The sequence below is a fragment of the Ensifer sp. Root954 genome, from assembly GCF_001429005.1.
Taxonomy (GTDB): Bacteria; Pseudomonadota; Alphaproteobacteria; order Rhizobiales; family Rhizobiaceae; genus Ensifer; species Ensifer adhaerens.
The window spans coordinates 188,626-206,183 of sequence record NZ_LMJM01000045.1; the positions used below are offsets into that span (position 1 = coordinate 188,626).

A 17,558-nucleotide genomic window follows, 5' to 3' on the forward strand; every position below is an offset into this window, starting at 1 on the left:
GAGGCGGTGCCTGCAAGCAGACTGAAGGAAGATATGACCAACCGTAGTTACTATGCGCCGCATGGCGGCAACCCGCCCCAAACCCAACTCCTTTCGGATCGCGCGGTCTTCACCGAAGCCTATGCGGTGATTCCGAAGGGGACGATGATGGACATCGTCACCAGCTATTTGCCGTTCTGGGACAAGACCCGGCTGTGGATACTGTCCCGGCCGCTCTCCGGTTTTGCTGAAACATTTTCACAATATATCATGGAAATCGCTCCGGGCGGCGGCAGCGACCGGCCGGAACTCGACGAAGGCGCCGAGGGCGCGATCTTCGTCGTCGAGGGCGAATTGACCATCACGCTCGACGGTAAGGCGCATAAGATGCAGCCGGGCGGCTTCGCCTTCATTCCGCCGGCGAGCAACTGGACCGTTCGCAACGGAAGTGAAGCGATCGTTCGCTTCCACTGGGTGCGCAAGGCTTACGAGTACGTCGATGGCCTGCCCGCGCCGGAGGCCTTCTTCACCAACGAGGCAGAAATCACCCCGTCGCCGATGCCGGGCACGGAAGGCAAGTGGGCAACGACCCGCTTCGTCGACCCGACGGACCTGCGCCACGACATGCACATGACGATCGTCACCTTCGAGCCCGGCGCGATCATTCCCTTTGCCGAGACGCACGTGATGGAACACGGCCTTTATGTGCTCGAAGGCAAGGCCGTCTACCGGCTCAATCAGGACTGGGTCGAGGTCGAGGCCGGCGATTACATGTGGCTGCGCGCTTTCTGCCCGCAGGCCTGCTATGCTGGCGGTCCGGGCAAGTTCCGCTACCTGCTATACAAGGACGTGAACCGCCACATGAAGCTGAAATCACGCTGAGTAGTTCACCTTAGGCCAAGAAAAACCGCGCATTCCAGGGATTGCGCGGTTTTTCTTTTTTTTCCGCCAGATAAAGCCGTTTCCAGATCCTGGCTCTCAACGCTTCGCCGTTTGCCAACCGTGGACCGGACTATCAGTCCACCAGTTGCGGATCGGCCGGCTGCAGGCTGCGCGGCTGGAGACGCCTGAGCGTGTTGCCGGTCGGGTTCTTGTCGAGGTGGAGCACGCGGGTAAAGAAGTCGCTGCCGCGTTCGGTGCGTCCGATGTTGACGATCGCAACACCTTGAAGCTCGTCGTCCATGAACTTCAGCACGCGCTGGTAAGCGTCGTCCTCAAGGGTGTCGAGCGCTTCGTCAATGATCAGCCAGCGCGGCTTGTGCAGGCTGAGCCTAGCGATGGCGAGGAGGCGCTGCTCGGCCTCGCTGAGGTTCATCTGCTTTCGCGCATCCTGGTCGAGCCGGCCGCTCAGGCGGCCAAGGCCGACCTTGGAGAGAACGGCGGCGAGTTCGCCCTTACTGTAGGTATCGGGCGGGCTCGGATAGGCGAGGACTTCTCCAAGCGTGCCCGGCGGGAAATAGGGAGACTTCGGCACGAAGGCGAGGCCGTCGTCCACCGGCAGTGCGATGCGGCCGTGCCCCCAGGGCCAGAGCCCGGCGATCGCGCGGAAGAACGGCGCCTTTTCGACCTCCGGCGCGCCGGTGACGAGCACGCGTTCGCCCGGATCAATGGTGACGCTCGGCTCGCGAAGCTGGATGCAGCCGGTCGGCGAGACGATTTCGATGTTGTCGAAGCTCATCTGCGGCGTATCGGAGGTCCTGAAGTCGATGCGCTTGTCGCCCTCATGCCGTTCGTCGGTCATCAAGAGCGCCGAGCGGAAGGCGGCGACGCGCAGCAATGTAGCGCGCCAGTCGGCGATCGCGCCGATATTGTCGACGAACCACCGCAGCGACGCATGCACCTGATTGAAAGCGCCGACGGCCATCATCAACCCACCGAAGCTCAGGTCGCCGGCGAAATAGACCGGTGCAGCAATGACGATCGGTGCGACGACGGTGATCCAGCCATAGCCGCCGGTCACCCAGGTGAGCCGCGTAACCGCACGCAGCAGGCCGTAGCTGATCTCGAGCACCGAGGCGAGGTCGCGCTGCAGCCGCTTTTTCTCATTGGCCTCGCCTGATGAAAGCGAAACGGCCTCGATGTGTTCGTTGACGCGCATCAGCGAGAAACGCAGCGCCGCCTCCCGGGCATAGTGTTCGCCATTGAGCGCCACCAGAGGCCGGCCGACGAGCCAGCTCAGCCAGGAGGCGGTGCCCGCATAGAGGATCGCGGCCCAGACCATGTAGCCGGGAATGTCGAAGGAATAGCTCGCGACATGGAAGACGAAACCGTCGGACAGTGACCACAGCACGCCGATAAAGCTCACCAGCAGAATGCCGGATTGGAAGAGGCCGATCGAAAGTCCGGCCGAGAGATCGGTCAGGTGGCGCGCGTCCTCATGGATGCGCTGGTCCGGGTTGATGCCGATGGCGCCGGCATTCGCCAGCCGGAACGCGCGCGTCGGGCGCATCCATTCGGTGATCAGGTCCTGGGTCAGGCCTTCGCGCAAGCGCAGCTTGATGACCTGGCCGAGCCAGGTTTGCAAAACATTGAGAACGAGGAGCACGCCGGCGATCTGGGCGAAGACGACGAGCTGATGGAGAAAGGCCGGAAGGTCGCGTCGCTCGAGCGTGTCGTAGAACGGCTTGTACCATCGGTTGAGGATAATCTGACCAAAGGCTGTCACAACGATGACAACGATGATGCTTATGCTCAGCCAGATGATCTTGTTGCGCAGTGGCGAGGCCATGAAGGCCCGATGCATCATCCGCAATTGATCACCGAGGGATTGTTCGTCGCTGGGTTCTATCCGGCCGCTATTTTTGCCGTTCGTCCGGTTCGACATCGGTGCGAATCTCTCCTTCCCGGTCTCCTCGAGTAGAATATAGCCTGCCTTACCCTCTCTCCCTAGCGCGGATTGTCTGCGCCCACATGTAACCGCGGTCACAGCGCGGATCGTAAAAACCGTGACAATGCGGCACACTACCCGAATTGCGGCGGGAAAGTTGAATTGCAACCCTCCGCAGAGGGTTCATAGTTTCGTGAGCGAGGTCGGAACACGGAACCGAGGGAGGAGCCTGCATGTCGGCGCATCTCGATCAAATCCGCGATCAGCAAAGAGAGACCTGGGACCGCTTCTCCGCCGGCTGGAAGAAGTGGGACGCACTGGTGCTCGGATGGCTCGCCCCCTTCGGCGAGGCAATGATCCGGCAGGCGGCCATCAAGGACGGCGACCGGGTGCTTGACGTCGCTGCGGGAACTGGAGAACCAGGCCTGACGGTGGCGGCGTCGATACCGAAGGGCCGAGTGACTGTCACCGACCTTTCAGAGCGCATGTTGCAGGTGGCGACGGAGAACGCCAGGCATCGCGGTCTTACGAATTTCGAAACGAGAGCCTGCGACGCTGGCGCCTTGCCGTTTCCGGAAGCAACATTCGACGCCGTCCTCTGCCGGTTCGGTTTCATGTTTTTTCCCGACGTTGCAGCGGCAGCCCAACAGTTGACGAGGGTCGCAAAGCCCCAGTCGCGTGTTTGCGCTGCGGTGTGGGGTGCACCGGAAAAGAACGCCTGGGCAACGACGATCATGGCGACGATCGCCCGGCACGTCGACATGCCGAAGCCTCCGGCCGGCGCGCCCGGCCTGTTTCGCTGCGCGTCTGCAGGCCTGATGAAGGCCGTTTTCGAGGATGCGGGATTGCACGACATCCACGAGGAGGAGGTCACCACCACGATGGTCCACGAGACCCCGGAGGACTACTGGGCCTTCATGACCGAGATCGCCGCACCCGTCGTCGCCGGACTGGCACAGGTGGATGATCAGACGCGCAACCGCATCCGCAGCGAGGTTCTCGATCTGGCAGGCCAAGCGATCCGGGCGGGCAACGTGGAACTGCGCGCGACGGCAACGATCATCGCCGGCACGCGACCATAGCAGAAGGGAACGACGGGGAGGGGAGGTTTCCATGGACAAGCGATCGGCAGCGTCCAGCAGGGTGGAGGAAACGCTCGACCCGAAAGACTGGGCTGAATTGCGGGCTCTGTCGCATCGCATCATCGACGATGCGATCGACTATCTCAGCCAGGTCCGGGAACGGCCGGCATGGCGCAACATGCCCGATATGGTGCGGGAGAGCTTTTCTGCCCCGCTTCCCAGGACACCAAAGCCGCTCGAAGAGATCTACGCGTCGATCGCGGAAAACGTGCTCGGCTATCCCATGGGCAACATCCACCCCCGCTTCTGGGCCTGGTACATGGGGTCGGGAAACTTCACCGGGGCGCTTGGCGAATTTCTTGCGGCCGTTCAGGGGTCGAACGTCGGCGGCGGCAACCATGCCGCCGCACTCATGGACCAACAGGTCGTCAATTGGTGCAAGGAAATGCTGGGGTTTCCGACGACGGCCAGCGGCACGCTCGTCAGCGGCGGCTCGGTCGCCAACATTGTCGGCCTGACGGTTGCCCGCAACGTCAAAGCCGGGATCGATGTGCGTGCGCATGGCATCGGCGATCGGCCGCTCTGCTTCTACGGTTCGGACCAGAGCCACAGTTGCCATCGCAAGGCGGTGGAACTGTTCGGCCTCGGCGACCGGGCCCTCCGGCGCGTTGCGACGGATGCCGAGTTGCGCATCGATATCGCGGCCTTGCGCCGTGCGATCGAGCAGGATCGCGCGTCCGGTCGGCTGCCCATCTGCATCATCGCCAATGCCGGAACGGTGAATACCGGCGCCATCGATGACATCCAGGCTCTCGCCGATCTGGCTGCAGAGTTTGGCCTCTGGCTCCACGTCGACGGCTGCATCGGCGCTCTGCTCCGGATCGCGCCCGAGAATGCCTGGCGTGTCGCAGGCATCGAAAGGGCAGATTCCATCGCGCTGGACCCGCATAAATGGCTGCATGCGCCCTTCGAGGCAGGCTGCGTCCTCGTTCGCGATGCGGCCGCACACCGCGGCACCTTCGCCGTTACGCCGGAATATCTGGAGTCGACCGTGCGGGGTCTCGCTTCGGCGCCCTGGCTCTATGACTATGGCCTGCAGACGTCGCGTGGTTTTCGTGCCCTGAAAATCTGGATGTCGCTGATGGAGCACGGCATCGAGAAGTTTGGTCGCCTCGTCGACCAGAATGTTGCTCAAGGCCATTATCTGAGCGGCCTCGTCGAGGCAGAGCCCCAACTCGAACTCGTGGCGCCGACCAACATCAACATCGTCTGCTTCCGTTACCATCCGGAGGAAATGACGGCTGAGCGATTGAAGGCGCTGAACACGGAAATCATGCTGCGGCTTCAGGACGAGGGGACCGCCGTCATCTCCGACACGACGGTACACGGCGAGCATTGCCTGCGCGTGGCAGTCAACAATCACCGGACGCGACGGGAGGACCTGGACCTGTTTGTGCGCGAAGTTGTGAGACTCGGACGGGAGATTGTCGCAGGCGGCGGCATCGACTGACACATAGTTCTGCGAGGCTCCAAGCGTCACCGGGTTGCGGCCGGTTCTTGCGCCGGCAGGGTTTCTGGCGCCGGCGTGGCTTGGAGCACGCGAACCATCTCAGCGATCGCGGCTTCCCGCTGCGGATCCTTGCCGGCCGCATAGGCAAGCGGAAAGGCCATCTGCACATCCGGCGCGATGCCCACCGCCTCAAGCCTTAGCTCGTCGCCGATGACCGCATCCGAAACCGCCACTTCCAAGAGGGTGTCGTCCGGTAGCACATAGGCACGGCCGGCAAGCAGAGCACCGGCCGTCCGCTCGCCGACGAGCGTGATCCCGTGTTGCCGCAGCGTGTAGGCAAAGAGTTCGAGGCCGCTGCGGGTTCCGTTGTCGATCAGCGCGACCACAGGCTTTTGCCAGCGGAAATTGGCAAGCGTGGCTTCGCCCCGGCGTGGAATCAGCCGGAACGTCGGCGTACCACCGACCAGAAACTCGGCTGCGTCTGCCGGCCCGCCGCCCCAGCGGCCGCGCAGGTCGACGACGAGGCCTTCCGCATCCTTCAAGCGGCCGCTCGAAAGCGCCTCGGCGACGAGATTGAGCCCGTTTCGCGTGGAAAGGGTCCAGAGCCGCACATAGCCGACCTTCCGGCCGCCGGTCTCGATGAGCGCGACACTTTCTTCGATCGCGCGCTCGAACATTTGAAGTGGTCGTAAGCTTTCGACCGGAACCTGCAGCGACAATGGCTCCGCATCGCGGTGGCGGCGGAGCCGAAGTTCGACCGTGCGGCCGACCTTACCTTCGAAGGATCCGATCTCATGATAAGCCTGCCCGTCGACCGAAAGGATCTGGTCGCCAACGAGGAGGCCCGCCTTCTTTGCAGCCGATCCGTCGTAAACATCGCTGACGAACCGCTGCCCATTCTTAACCGTCGTCACCATGCCGATGCCGGGATAGCGCGCGGCGCCATCCGGCGGAAAAAGACGCCGCATATCGTCACGGATGGCGAAGCGAAAAATGTCGGCGAGCTCGAAATAGTCGATCGTGTCGGCTTTGAAACGTCCGGTATGGGAAACCCCGAGACTTGCAAGGACGGACGCGATCGCCGCATCGACGCGGGAAGACGCGCTCGTCCTGGATAGTGCCGCCACGGGATCCGTGATCTCAGCCTGGGCGGTGGTATTGAAACGGTCGAGCGCCTTGCCGTCATAGAAGTTCGCGTTCACGAGTTCGATCACCCGGTCGAATGTCGGCTCGCCGGAGCGTGGCAGCTCCGCGGCCCACGCCATAGCGGCCGTCGACATGACGAGGCTGGCGATCAACGCTGTACACCTTAGTCTCGGCCGCATGGTCGTTGCTCCGGTTTCGCGCCGCCGATTATCGACAAAAGCGCGCGCACCTGCCGGCAAAATCGCGTGATCACGCCGTGATCCCAGCCCGGCACCCCGATCTGCCGAACCCACGGCGGCCAAACCTTTCAGGTTCGTGTCAGGTTAGGGTGGCTTGTGTGGTGCATCGATCGCTCCGGGGACAGAGGCGATTGCCCTCTCCTTTGGCGTGTTCCGGAAAAGAAAGGAAAGTGCGAATGGTTGGCAAGGCCCCGCATCTACACGTGCACGACAACAGCCACCGCCGGGACGAGGTTTTCGCCGCACCGGACCAGAATGTCGGCGACTTCGCCTTCAATGCAACCGTGGCCGCCGTCTTCGACGACATGGTCAGCCGATCGGTTCCCTACTACGGCGAAATCCAGCGGATGGTTTGCGAACTCGCCAGCGACTTTGCCGAAGCCGATACCAACCTCTTCGACATCGGTTGCTCGACCGCGACGACGCTGCTCGGGCTCGACGCCATGGTTGATCCCGCCGTGCGCTTCGTCGGCATCGACAACGCTCCCGACATGATCGAGAAGGCGAAGGAAAAGATCGTCCAGGCAAATTCCAACCGGGCGATTGATCTCAGGGGCGGCGACCTGCACCACGGCATCGAAATCCACAATGCCAGCGTCGTCCTGATGCTTCTGACCCTGCAGTTCGTGCGCCCCCTCTACCGCGAGCGCGTCATGCGCTCGATCTATGACGGCCTCAACGAGCGCGGCGCTCTGCTGCTCGTCGAGAAGCTGACCAGCGAGGACTCGACGTTCAACCGCTTGTTCATCGAGCACTACTACGACTACAAGCGCCGCAACGGCTATTCCGAGATCGAGATCGCCAGGAAGCGCGAGGCGCTTGAAAACGTCCTCATTCCGTACCGCCTGGAGGAAAATTTCCAGCTGCTGAAGGAAGTGGGTTTCCGCAGCGTCGAGGTCTTTTTCCGCTGGTATAATTTCTGCGGCATAGTCGCGATCAAGTAGGACGGACCGACCATGATCGCGATCGGCAATTTTCTCTTCCGCTTCCGCAACCAGCTTTTTCCCGCGATCATCGTGGTGTTGTTCCTGCTGATGCCGCCGCCGGCATTGGTGTTGGACAACCCGCTGCTGACGCTGGCCAAGGATGCGGTCGCGATCCTCGTCATTCTGGCCGGCCTCGCGCTTCGCGCGACGGTCGTCGGCTATAAGTACATCCAGCGTGGCGGCCTGAAAAAGAGGGTCTACGCCAAGGACCTGGTAACCGAGGGCATGTTCGGCGTTTGCCGGAACCCGCTCTATGTCGGCAACATGCTGCTCTACTGTGGCGTTTTCCTGCTGCACGGCAACCCGCTGCTCATCGTGATCGGCATCGGGCTCTTTGCCTTCATGTACCAATGCATTGTCTATGCCGAGGAGGCTTTTCTTCTTCGCACCTTCGGCGAAGCCTATCAGGTCTATTGCCGTGACGTGCCGCGCTGGGCGCTGCGCCTTTCAAACTTCAGCCAATCCACGGAAGGCATGGCGTTCAACATCAGACGTGTCGTCGGCAAGGACTATTCGACCGTCTCGGCGGCCATGATCGCGGTGCTCGCAACGGAGATGTACAAGCTCGCGACCTACGAGCCATCAGGCCGGAATGTTGGCGTGCTGGCCGTTCTTGGCGGCGCGATGGCTCTGGTCGGGATCGCGACGGCGGTGATCAGCTACAAGAAGAGGCGCGGGGCCTTTCGCGATCCCGTCGCCTCCTGAAATCCTCCCATTCTTGCGCCCTGTATGCGGCGGCCGAGACGGGCAGCCTCACCGCATTTCGCCGCTTGGGCGCTCAAGGACTTGACGGCCATCCCCGATCGACCCTAGGCAAGGACGAACAAGTGTCCGGTGATATCTTGAGAGTCCTACTAGTCGAAGACGATCAGGTTCTGGGGGAGGCGCTGCGCGACCATGTCGCCGCCGCCGGCCACGCAGTCGATTGGTTCAAGCGCATCCTCGATGCGGTGGCGGCGACCGATACGGTAACCTACGGACTGATCCTGCTCGATCTGCGATTGCCCGATGGCGAAGGGCTGACGCTCCTGCGCTCTCTCCGCGCGCGCGGCGACGGCACGCCCGTAATCATTCTGACGGCGCACGACCAGATATCCGACCGGATCGAGGGGCTCAACAGCGGGGCGGACGACTATCTGGTCAAGCCCTTCGATCTCAATGAACTGACGGCCCGCATGCTGGCCGTTTCCAGGCGCTATACGGGCAACGCGACGCCGACCGTCAAGCTGCCCGGCATCGAGATCGACCAGGTTCACCGCAAGATCGCCGTTAATGGCGACAGCCAGAGCCTGAGCGCTCGGGAATGGGCCGTTTTGGACAAGCTGGCCGCGCATCCCGGCGCCCTCGTGTCGAAAGCGCAGTTGCACGATGCGCTTTACGCCTTCGGTGCCGAGATCGAAAGCAATACGGTCGAGGTCTATATCAGCCGCCTGCGCAAGAAGATCGGGCCTGACCGGATCGAGACCGTGCGCGGCCTCGGCTACTGCCTCAGGTGATCGCATGTCCGACAAGAGGAGCATGACCCGCAGACTGGCCATTGCGCTCACCAGCGTCGTCGCCCTCTTTTGGTTTGTTGCGCTCGGGCTTGGCGTCTATGTGATGCAGGACGAGTTCACCGAAATCTTCGACAGCGGCGTGCAGGAAACCGCCGAACGATTGTTGCAGATCGTGGCTAACGAGACGACGAGGGACGCGCCCAGCGGCTTGGCCCAGGCGTCGGTTACGGCGCCCGCGCTCAATTCGCAATTCCTTACCTACCAGGTGCGCGACCGCGACGGCCGCGTGCTGTTTGAAGACGGCGCGCCGGAGCCCTTTGCGGTTCCCCTTGCGACCGGCTTCTCGCAGACCCCCACCCATCGGATCTACACGGCCGGAACGACTGACGGATCACTCTATGTGCAAGTTGCCGATGCGATCGAACATCGCACAGAAGCGCTCATGGAAGGCGGAACGGCGCTGCTTTTGCCGCTGCTCGTGCTGATACCGGGTAGCATCCTTGCGATCGTCTTCGTCGTTCGCAGCACGCTGTCGCCCGTGTCGCAGCTGCGCGACGATATCCTGACCAAGGACAGCGGTAATCTGGCGCCGATCGACGAGGCGACGCTGCCGCGCGAACTGCGGGCGATCGCGCGTTCCGTGAACCTGCTTCTGGCGCGGCTGAAGGCGGGCCTAGAGGCGGAGAGGGAATTCACCTCGAACAGCGCCCATGAGCTGCGGACCCCGATTGCCGGTGCGCTCGCGCAAACCCAACGGCTGGCGCGCGAGGTGCCGCCGGCATACCAACCGCGAACCGCCCAGATTGAACGTGCGCTCGTGCATCTGAGCCGGCTTGCCGAGAAGTTGCTGCAGATGTCGCGCGCCGAAGCGGAGATTGCCATTTCGGACGAGCAGCACGATCTGCTGCCGGTGTTGATGGTCGTGATGCAGGATCTGGAGCGATCCGCGCTCGGCGCCAACCGCCTGAACGTTCAGGTCGCCAAGGGCACCGTACTTGAACGGCCGATCCGCGTGGACGCCTTTGCGATCGTCTTGCGCAATCTTCTTGAAAACGCCCTGATCCACAGTCCGCCGGGCAGCCGGGTCGATCTCCATGTCGACCCAATGGGTATCCGCGTCACGAACGAAAGCGCTGTTGTCGCCGAGGACGTCCGCGCCAACCTGACCAAGCGCTTCGTCCGCGGGCCGACCGAGGCCTCCGGTTCCGGGCTCGGGCTTGCCATCGTTGAGCGGCTGGTCGCGCAGATGCAGGGCCAATTGCTCATCGCTTCGCCGGCGCGCGGCAAGACGCAGGGGTTTGAGGTCGAAGTCCGCCTTTGACGGCTGCAGGACCGGTCAATCCGGTCGCGTTTCCGTTCCTCGCAATCAAGGTCACGCGAGGAAAGGACGAACAAGCGGGACGCCTGTAACTGCGCCCCGCCTGCCTCTGGATCTTACTGCTGGTCGAGCGCGCGGCTGAGGCTCAGCGCCGCGATCGTGCAGATCGCACCCGAAATCAGGTAGCCGCCGATGAAGATGATGCCAAAGCTGCTGGCAAGCCCGAGTGCCACGAGCGGCGCGAAAGCGGCGCCGACAAGCCAGGCGAGGTCCGACGTCAGAGCGGCACCCGTGTAGCGATAGTACTGGGTGAAGCGCGAGGAGACGGCGCCCGAGGACTGACCGAAGGAAAGGCCAAGGATGGCGAAGCCGATCAGGATGTAAGCGTCCTGGCCCTTGCCGCCGGCATCGAGCAGGAAGGGGGCCGAGAAGCTGAAGATCGCGATCAGGATCGCACCGATCATCAGCTGGTTGCGGCGACCGACCCGGTCGGCAATTACGCCCGAAAGCACGATGCCGATGGCGCCGACGACGGCACCAGCGACCTGCACCCACAGGAATTCAGCCGCCGACTGGCCGCCATTGAGCGTCACCCAGCTCAAGGGGAAGATGGTGACGAGGTGGAACATTGCGAAGCTTGCGAGCGGCACGAAGGCGCCGAGCACGACGTCGATGCTGTGCTTGCTCAGCATCTCGAAGATCGGCCGCGCCTCAAGCTCCTTGGCTTCCATGGCGGCGCCGAATTCCTTGCTGGCGACGATGCGCAGGCGCGCGAAAAGCGCCACGACGTTGATCGCAAAGGCGACGAAGAACGGATAGCGCCAGCCCCAGGCGAGGAAATCTTCCTGCGAAAGGTTGCTGACGAAATAACCGAAGAGGATGCTCGCAAGCGCAAAGCCGATCGGCGCGCCGAGCTGCGGGATCATCGCGTACCAGCCGCGGTGATTTTGCGGCGCATTGAGGTTCAGCAGCGATGCGAGGCCGTCCCAGGCGCCGCCGAGCGCAAAGCCCTGGCCCAGCCGGAACAGCGCCAATAGCGCTACCGCCCAATACCCGATCGTGTCATAGCCGGGCAGGAAGGCGATTGACGCCGTCGAGCCACCGAGAATGACGAGCGCGATCGTCAGCTTCGTGCCGCGCCCGTAGTTGCGGTCGACCCACATGAAGACGAAGGAGCCGACCGGGCGGGCGAGGAAAGCGAGCGGGAACAGCGCGAAGGACATGAGCGTCGCGGTGACCGCATTGGGCGCGAACGGGAAAATCAGCTTCGGAAAAACGAGGATCGAGCCGAGGCCGTAGACGAAGAAGTCGAAGAATTCCGAGGTTCGTCCAATGACCACGCCGATGGCGATGCTGCCCGGGGACAGAGGCTTGTCGTCCTCGTGAATGCGACGTGCATCCCGCTCGAGACCAGACGATGTTGGGTTAGCGACCGAAACCATGAATTTCTCCGACGATCGAACGTCTTGTCGTTAGAGTGTTGACCAATTGGCGTCTGATATCAAGAATGCCGTGCACGTACCTGCGCACATGCCTCATTCGAGTTCGTGCCTAACGTTCGCTGGAACAGCCGGCATCGAACCGACAATATGCCTTTGCGCCCGTACAAACGCGCATAGAGCGATACGGTCGTCACTGCACTGCGGCAAAATGTTGCGCTGCGACGATGGACCTCACTTCCATGCCCGATCATGCCCGAGTAATGCCGACTAGACAAAACGCAAGTTGAGGCCGCAATGCCGAAGCCATACAGTTTAGCCGGACGATCGACGATTGCCGTCCTGTTGCTCTCCGTTCTCTCGGGATGCAACATGGTGGTCATGTCGCCTTCCGGTGATATCGCCGCGCAGCAGCGGGATCTGATCGTTATTTCGACGGTCCTGATGCTGTTGATCATCGTTCCCGTCCTTTTCCTGACGCTGTTCTTTGCCTGGCGCTATCGCCAGTCAAACACGGCCGCCAAGTATGATCCGGAATGGCACCATTCCACCGGCCTCGAAGTCATCATCTGGTCGGCTCCGCTCGCGATCATCATCGCGCTCGGCGCGATCACCTGGGTCAGCACCCACAAGCTCGACCCCTATCGACCGCTCGATCGGATCGATGCGGCGCGCCCGGTGACCGAAGAGATGAAGCCGATCACCGTCGAAGTCGTCGCGCTCGACTGGAAATGGCTGTTCTTCTATCCGGAATACGGTATTGCCACGATCAACGAGATGGCGGCGCCGGTCGACGTGCCGATCAACTTCAAGATCACTGCCTCGTCGGTGATGAACTCGTTCTACGTTCCGGCGCTCGCCGGCATGATCTACGCCATGCCCGGCATGCAGACCAAGCTGCACGCCGTTATCAACAAGGCAGGCGAATACGAGGGCCTTTCGTCCAACTACAGCGGCGACGGCTTCTCGCACATGCGCTTCAAGTTCCACGGCGTGGACCAGGCGGGCTTTGACGCCTGGGTTGCCCGCGTCAAGCAGAACGGCACGATGCTCAATCGCGACGCCTACCTGAAGCTCGAAAAGCCGAGCGTGAAGGAGCCGGTGCGCTACTACGCTTCCGTCGAAAACGGCCTCTATGAAGCCGTTCTCAACATGTGCGTGCGCGAAGGCCAGATGTGCATGGAGGATATGATGCACATCGACATGATGGGCGGAGCCGGCGTCGAAAGCCATGAGAACCGCGCCAAACTCGAGCATGACAACCGCCATACGGGCGGAGTGACCGAAGCGGCCGCACCGGCCGCGACCTTCCCCGAAACCGGTAACCCCGCCAAGAGCGAGGAACCGGCCGAGGGCGTCAAGGAAGAGCAGCCCGCGGCTGAGCCCATGAACCACGACATGCACAAGACGCACTAGGACTTTCGCGCGCTCGCCGGCTTTGATCCAGCGAGCGCCAGGGCCCTTCGGGCCGCAATTCGAGACATATTGGAAGACCCATGTTTGGTGACACCAGCCTCACGCAATTCATCTTCGGGCGGCTTACCTGGGAAGCGATCCCATACCACGAGCCGATCCTTGTCGTGACCTTCGCAGCCGTGGCCGTCGGCGGCCTGGCGATCCTCGCGCTGATCACGAAGTACAAGCTCTGGGGCTATCTCTGGAACGAGTGGTTCACGTCGGTCGATCACAAGAAGATCGGCATCATGTACATCATCCTGGCGATCGTGATGCTTTTGCGCGGATTTGCCGACGCGATCATGATGCGCATACAGCAGGCGATCGCCTTCAACGGCAACGAAGGCTATCTCAACCCGCACCACTACGACCAGATCTTCACTGCCCACGGCGTGATCATGATCTTCTTCGTGGCGATGCCCTTCGTCACCGGTTTCATGAATTATGTCGTGCCGCTGCAGATCGGCGCCCGCGACGTCTCGTTCCCCTTCCTCAACAATTTCTCGTTCTGGATGACGACGGGCGGTGCGGTCATCATCATGATGTCGCTGTTCGTCGGTGAATTCGCGCGCACCGGCTGGCTCGCCTATCCGCCGCTCTCGGGTGCCGACTACAGTCCCGGCGTCGGCGTCGACTATTACATATGGGGCCTACAGGTGGCGGGCGTCGGGACGACCTTATCCGGCATCAACCTGATCGCCACGATCGTGAAGATGCGCGCTCCGGGCATGACCTTCATGAAGATGCCGGTCTTCACCTGGACGTCGCTGTGCACCAACATCCTCATCGTCGCGACCTTCCCGATCCTGACGGCGACGCTTGCGCTGTTGTCGCTCGACCGCTACCTCGGCTTCAACTTCTTCACCAATGACCTTGGTGGCAATCCGATGATGTACATCAACCTCATCTGGATCTGGGGCCACCCGGAAGTCTACATTCTCGTGCTGCCGGCCTTCGGCATCTTCTCCGAAGTCGTCGCGACCTTCTGCGGCAAGCGCCTGTTCGGTTATACGTCGATGGTCTACGCCACCTGCGTGATCATGATCCTCTCCTACCTGGTGTGGCTGCATCACTTCTTCACCATGGGTTCGGGTGCCTCGGTGAACGCCTTCTTCGGCATCACCACGATGATCATCTCGATCCCGACCGGGGCGAAGATGTTCAATTGGCTCTTCACCATGTATCGCGGCCGTATCCGCTACGAACTGCCGATGCTGTGGACGATCGGTTTCATGGTGACCTTCGTCATCGGCGGCATGACCGGCGTCATGCTGGCGATCCCGCCGGCCGACTTCGTGCTGCACAACTCGCTGTTCCTGATTGCCCACTTCCACAACGTCATCATCGGCGGTGTGCTGTTCGGGCTGATGGCCGGCCTTGTCTACTGGTGGCCGAAGGCCTTCGGCTACAAGCTCGATCCCTTCTGGGGCAAGATGAGCTTCTGGTTCTGGCAGATCGGCTTCTTCTTCGCCTTCATGCCGCTCTACGTGCTCGGCCTGATGGGGGTCACCCGGCGTGTCAGCCAGTTCGAGGATCCCTCGCTGCAGATCTGGTTCATCATCGCCGCCTTCGGTGCGGTCCTGATCGCCATCGGCATCGCGTCCTTCATCATCCAACTTGTCGTCAGCTTCCTGCGTCGCGACCAACTGCGTGAAACCTCAGGCGATGCCTGGGATGGCCGCACGCTCGAATGGTCGACCTCGTCGCCGCCGCCGGACTACAACTTCGCCTTCACGCCCGTCGTTCACGACCATGACAGCTGGTACGACATGAAGAACCGGGGTTACGAGCGTCCGCTCGAAGGCTTCAAGCCGATCCACATGCCGAAGAACACCGGCACTGGCATCGTTCTCTCCGGCATCAGCGTCGTTCTCGCCTTCGCGTTGATCTGGTACATCTGGTGGCTGGCGGCGGTATCCTTCATCGCCCTGATTGCGGTCTCCATCGGCCATACCTTCAACTACAACCGTGATTTCTTCATTCCCGCGGAAACCGTCGCGGCGACCGAAGACGCACGCTCGAAACTGCTTGCGGAACGGATCTGAAACGATGAGCCAAACCCAAGTCCAAGAAACAGAAAAGCCGCAGTTCTACCTGAAGGAAGAGCACCACCCGGAGCACAGCACCATGCTGGGCTTCTGGCTCTACCTGATGAGCGACTGCCTGATCTTCGCCGTTCTCTTCGCCACGCACGGTGTGGTCGGGCGCAACTACGCGGCAGGTCCCGCACCAGCCGACCTGTTCGACCTCAACCTGATCGCCATCAACACGGCGATGCTGCTGTTCTCGTCGATCACCTACGGCTTTGCCATGCTTCAGATGGAGCGCAACGCCAAGATGGAGACGCTGTTCTGGCTCGGCGTCACCGGCGTGTTCGGCGCGATCTTCCTCGCGCTCGAGCTCTATGAATTCTACCACCTGATCCACGAGGGTGCCGGTCCAACGCGTTCGGCGTTCCTGTCCTCGTTCTTCACGCTGGTCGGCACCCACGGCCTGCACGTCACCTTCGGCATCATCTGGCTGATCACGCTGATGGTGCAGGTCAAAAAACATGGCTTGAACCCGGAAAACCGCCGCCGCCTGATGTGCCTCTCCATGTTCTGGCACTTCCTCGACGTCATCTGGATCGGCGTCTTCTCCTTCGTCTATCTGTTGGGAGTACTCGGATGAGTTCGCAGCATCCTGGCCACGAAAGCGCGTTCGAGCCTCACCACGCGCACAGCCATCCGGGCGACGCTGCCGGGCATGGTTCGCTCAAGAGCTACATGACGGGCTTCATCCTGTCGGTCATCCTGACGGCGATCCCGTTCTGGCTGGTCATGAGCGGCGCGCTCGACAGCAAGTTGCTGACCGCCGTGCTCGTCATGGGTATCGGCGTCGTCCAGATCGTCGTGCACGTCATCTACTTCCTGCACATGAACGCCCGTTCGGAAGGTGGCTGGACGCTGATGGCGCTGATCTTCACGATCATCATCGTCGGCATCGCGCTCGCTGGCTCGCTCTGGGTCATGCATCACCTCAATACGAACATGATGCCGATGACCCACGAGATGATGAAGAACATGCCCTGATCAGGGGCGGGCAGACGCGAACATGACCGGCGGCCGCGACGTGAAAGGGGAGGGTGCGAAAGCGTCCTCTCGCGCCAGGTTCCTTCTGACCGGCGCGCTCCTGTTTCTTTGCGCCATCTTCGTGGCGCTTGGGACCTGGCAGATCCAGCGGCTCTTCTGGAAGCTCGATCTGATCGCTCGCGTCGATGCGCGTGTGCACGCTGACGCCGTCCCGGCCCCGTCGCGGCCGGACTGGGGTGGCATCACCCGAGAGAACGACGAATACCTTCGCGTCACGGCAACGGGTACCTTTAGCCACGACAAGTCGGTTCTGGTGCAGGCGGTAACCGAGCGGGGCGCCGGGTTCTGGGTGTTGACGCCGATGCGCCGCGAAGACGGCACGACGGTTCTCGTCAATCGCGGCTTCGTGCCCGCCGACCGGCGCGATCGGACTGCCCGCGCCGCAGGCGAAACGCCCGGCACCACCGGGATCACCGGGCTCTTGCGCATCAGCGAACCCGGCGGCGCCTTTCTTCGCTCCAACGATCCGGCTAGCGATCGCTGGTTTTCCCGCGATGTCGCGGCAATCGCGGCAGCACAACAGCTGACGGATGTCGCGCCCTATTTCATCGACGCGGACGCGACGCCAAACCCAGGCGGCCTACCGATCGGCGGTCTCACAGTCGTCAGCTTCCGCAACAGCCATCTTGTCTACGCGCTGACCTGGTTCGCGCTGGCGGCCATGAGTGTGGGGGGCGCCTACCTCGTCTTTCGAAGCCGGAAGAGGCCAAGCGCGGAATAACGATTCTCTTCGCGACGGCTGGCCGCCATTTTCGCGCACTCCTCCTGAAGTTGCTGACCTTGGGGCCGTCACTCGGCGCAGCTGAAGTTCAGTCGGCGGCGGCGCCAAAAAGTGTGATCGATAAGCCACATGGCAACGGCCGACCGCATTTTCTCCGGCAATGGTGAGTTGTGCGATTGACTCAGTACCTTCCACTTTATTAGCTGCCTCGACTGGGAGATGGGGCTAA

15 protein-coding genes are annotated in these 17,558 nt (G+C 62.0%); 12 read left to right on the forward strand and 3 right to left on the reverse strand.

What is annotated here, in order from left to right:
• Window positions 1–33 precede the first annotated feature (33 nt).
• Window positions 34–861, forward strand: a complete 828-nt coding sequence (locus ASE71_RS25995; RefSeq protein ID WP_060521106.1) for a bifunctional allantoicase/(S)-ureidoglycine aminohydrolase — start codon at window positions 34–36, stop codon at window positions 859–861.
• Window positions 862–994: 133 nt separating this feature from the next.
• Here the strand turns inward: ASE71_RS25995 and ASE71_RS26000 are convergent, their stop codons facing one another.
• Window positions 995–2,803 (reverse strand): ABC transporter ATP-binding protein/permease, encoded by a 1,809-nt coding sequence (locus ASE71_RS26000; protein WP_034797910.1) that lies wholly within the window; start codon window positions 2,801–2,803, stop codon window positions 995–997.
• A gap of 236 nt (window positions 2,804–3,039) precedes the next feature.
• Here ASE71_RS26000 and ASE71_RS26005 point away from each other — a divergent pair, with 236 nt between their 5' ends.
• Together ASE71_RS26005 and ASE71_RS26010 are read left to right on the forward strand one after the other, a co-directional pair.
• Window positions 3,040–3,888 carry a class I SAM-dependent methyltransferase gene (locus tag ASE71_RS26005; RefSeq protein WP_060521107.1) on the forward strand — a complete coding sequence of 283 codons (849 nt, stop codon included), beginning with the start codon at window positions 3,040–3,042 and terminating at the stop codon, window positions 3,886–3,888.
• Between the two features lie 31 nt (window positions 3,889–3,919).
• On the forward strand, window positions 3,920–5,398 hold the full coding sequence (locus ASE71_RS26010; RefSeq protein ID WP_060521108.1) for a pyridoxal phosphate-dependent decarboxylase family protein: 1,479 nt from the start codon (window positions 3,920–3,922) through the stop codon (window positions 5,396–5,398).
• A gap of 26 nt (window positions 5,399–5,424) precedes the next feature.
• Here ASE71_RS26010 and ASE71_RS26015 read toward each other — a convergent pair whose 3' ends face one another.
• Window positions 5,425–6,723, reverse strand: coding sequence for a S41 family peptidase (locus ASE71_RS26015; RefSeq protein WP_060521109.1), 1,299 nt, complete (start codon window positions 6,721–6,723; stop codon window positions 5,425–5,427).
• Window positions 6,724–6,959: 236 nt separating this feature from the next.
• On the opposite strand from ASE71_RS26015, the gene cmoA reads away from it, so the two are divergent.
• The 4 genes from cmoA to ASE71_RS26035 all read left to right on the forward strand — a co-directional run bounded on the left by cmoA (window position 6,960) and on the right by ASE71_RS26035 (window position 10,586).
• Window positions 6,960–7,727, forward strand: a complete 768-nt coding sequence (cmoA, locus tag ASE71_RS26020; protein ID WP_060521110.1) for a carboxy-S-adenosyl-L-methionine synthase CmoA — start codon at window positions 6,960–6,962, stop codon at window positions 7,725–7,727.
• Between the two features lie 12 nt (window positions 7,728–7,739).
• The gene (locus ASE71_RS26025; protein ID WP_060521111.1) at window positions 7,740–8,474 is read left to right on the forward strand and encodes a methyltransferase family protein; all 735 of its coding nucleotides are present in this window, start codon (window positions 7,740–7,742) and stop codon (window positions 8,472–8,474) included.
• Window positions 8,475–8,611: 137 nt separating this feature from the next.
• A complete protein-coding gene (locus ASE71_RS26030; protein WP_060521322.1) occupies window positions 8,612–9,265 on the forward strand; it encodes a response regulator transcription factor in 654 nt (217 codons plus the stop codon).
• Between the two features lie 4 nt (window positions 9,266–9,269).
• On the forward strand, window positions 9,270–10,586 hold the full coding sequence (locus ASE71_RS26035; RefSeq protein WP_060521112.1) for a sensor histidine kinase: 1,317 nt from the start codon (window positions 9,270–9,272) through the stop codon (window positions 10,584–10,586).
• 113 nt (window positions 10,587–10,699) lie between these two features.
• On the opposite strand, the gene ASE71_RS26040 is transcribed toward ASE71_RS26035, so the two are convergent.
• On the reverse strand, window positions 10,700–12,025 hold the full coding sequence (locus tag ASE71_RS26040) for an MFS transporter (protein ID WP_060521113.1): 1,326 nt from the start codon (window positions 12,023–12,025) through the stop codon (window positions 10,700–10,702).
• Between the two features lie 294 nt (window positions 12,026–12,319).
• Here ASE71_RS26040 and cyoA point away from each other — a divergent pair, with 294 nt between their 5' ends.
• The 5 genes from cyoA to ASE71_RS26065 all read left to right on the forward strand — a co-directional run bounded on the left by cyoA (window position 12,320) and on the right by ASE71_RS26065 (window position 17,329).
• Window positions 12,320–13,438 carry a ubiquinol oxidase subunit II gene (gene cyoA / locus ASE71_RS26045; RefSeq protein WP_060521114.1) on the forward strand — a complete coding sequence of 373 codons (1,119 nt, stop codon included), beginning with the start codon at window positions 12,320–12,322 and terminating at the stop codon, window positions 13,436–13,438.
• Window positions 13,439–13,518: 80 nt separating this feature from the next.
• On the forward strand, window positions 13,519–15,522 hold the full coding sequence (gene cyoB, locus ASE71_RS26050) for a cytochrome o ubiquinol oxidase subunit I (protein WP_060521115.1): 2,004 nt from the start codon (window positions 13,519–13,521) through the stop codon (window positions 15,520–15,522).
• A 4-nt stretch (window positions 15,523–15,526) separates the two neighbouring features.
• Entirely contained in the window at window positions 15,527–16,147 is a 621-nt protein-coding gene (cyoC, locus tag ASE71_RS26055) for a cytochrome o ubiquinol oxidase subunit III (RefSeq protein WP_034790695.1), read from the forward strand.
• Window positions 16,144–16,548, forward strand: a complete 405-nt coding sequence (cyoD, locus tag ASE71_RS26060) for a cytochrome o ubiquinol oxidase subunit IV (protein ID WP_034790693.1) — start codon at window positions 16,144–16,146, stop codon at window positions 16,546–16,548. The genes cyoC and cyoD overlap by 4 nt, the downstream gene beginning before the upstream one ends.
• Window positions 16,549–16,570: 22 nt before the next feature.
• Window positions 16,571–17,329 carry an SURF1 family protein gene (locus tag ASE71_RS26065; protein WP_060521116.1) on the forward strand — a complete coding sequence of 253 codons (759 nt, stop codon included), beginning with the start codon at window positions 16,571–16,573 and terminating at the stop codon, window positions 17,327–17,329.
• The last annotated feature ends 229 nt before the right edge of the window (window positions 17,330–17,558 follow it).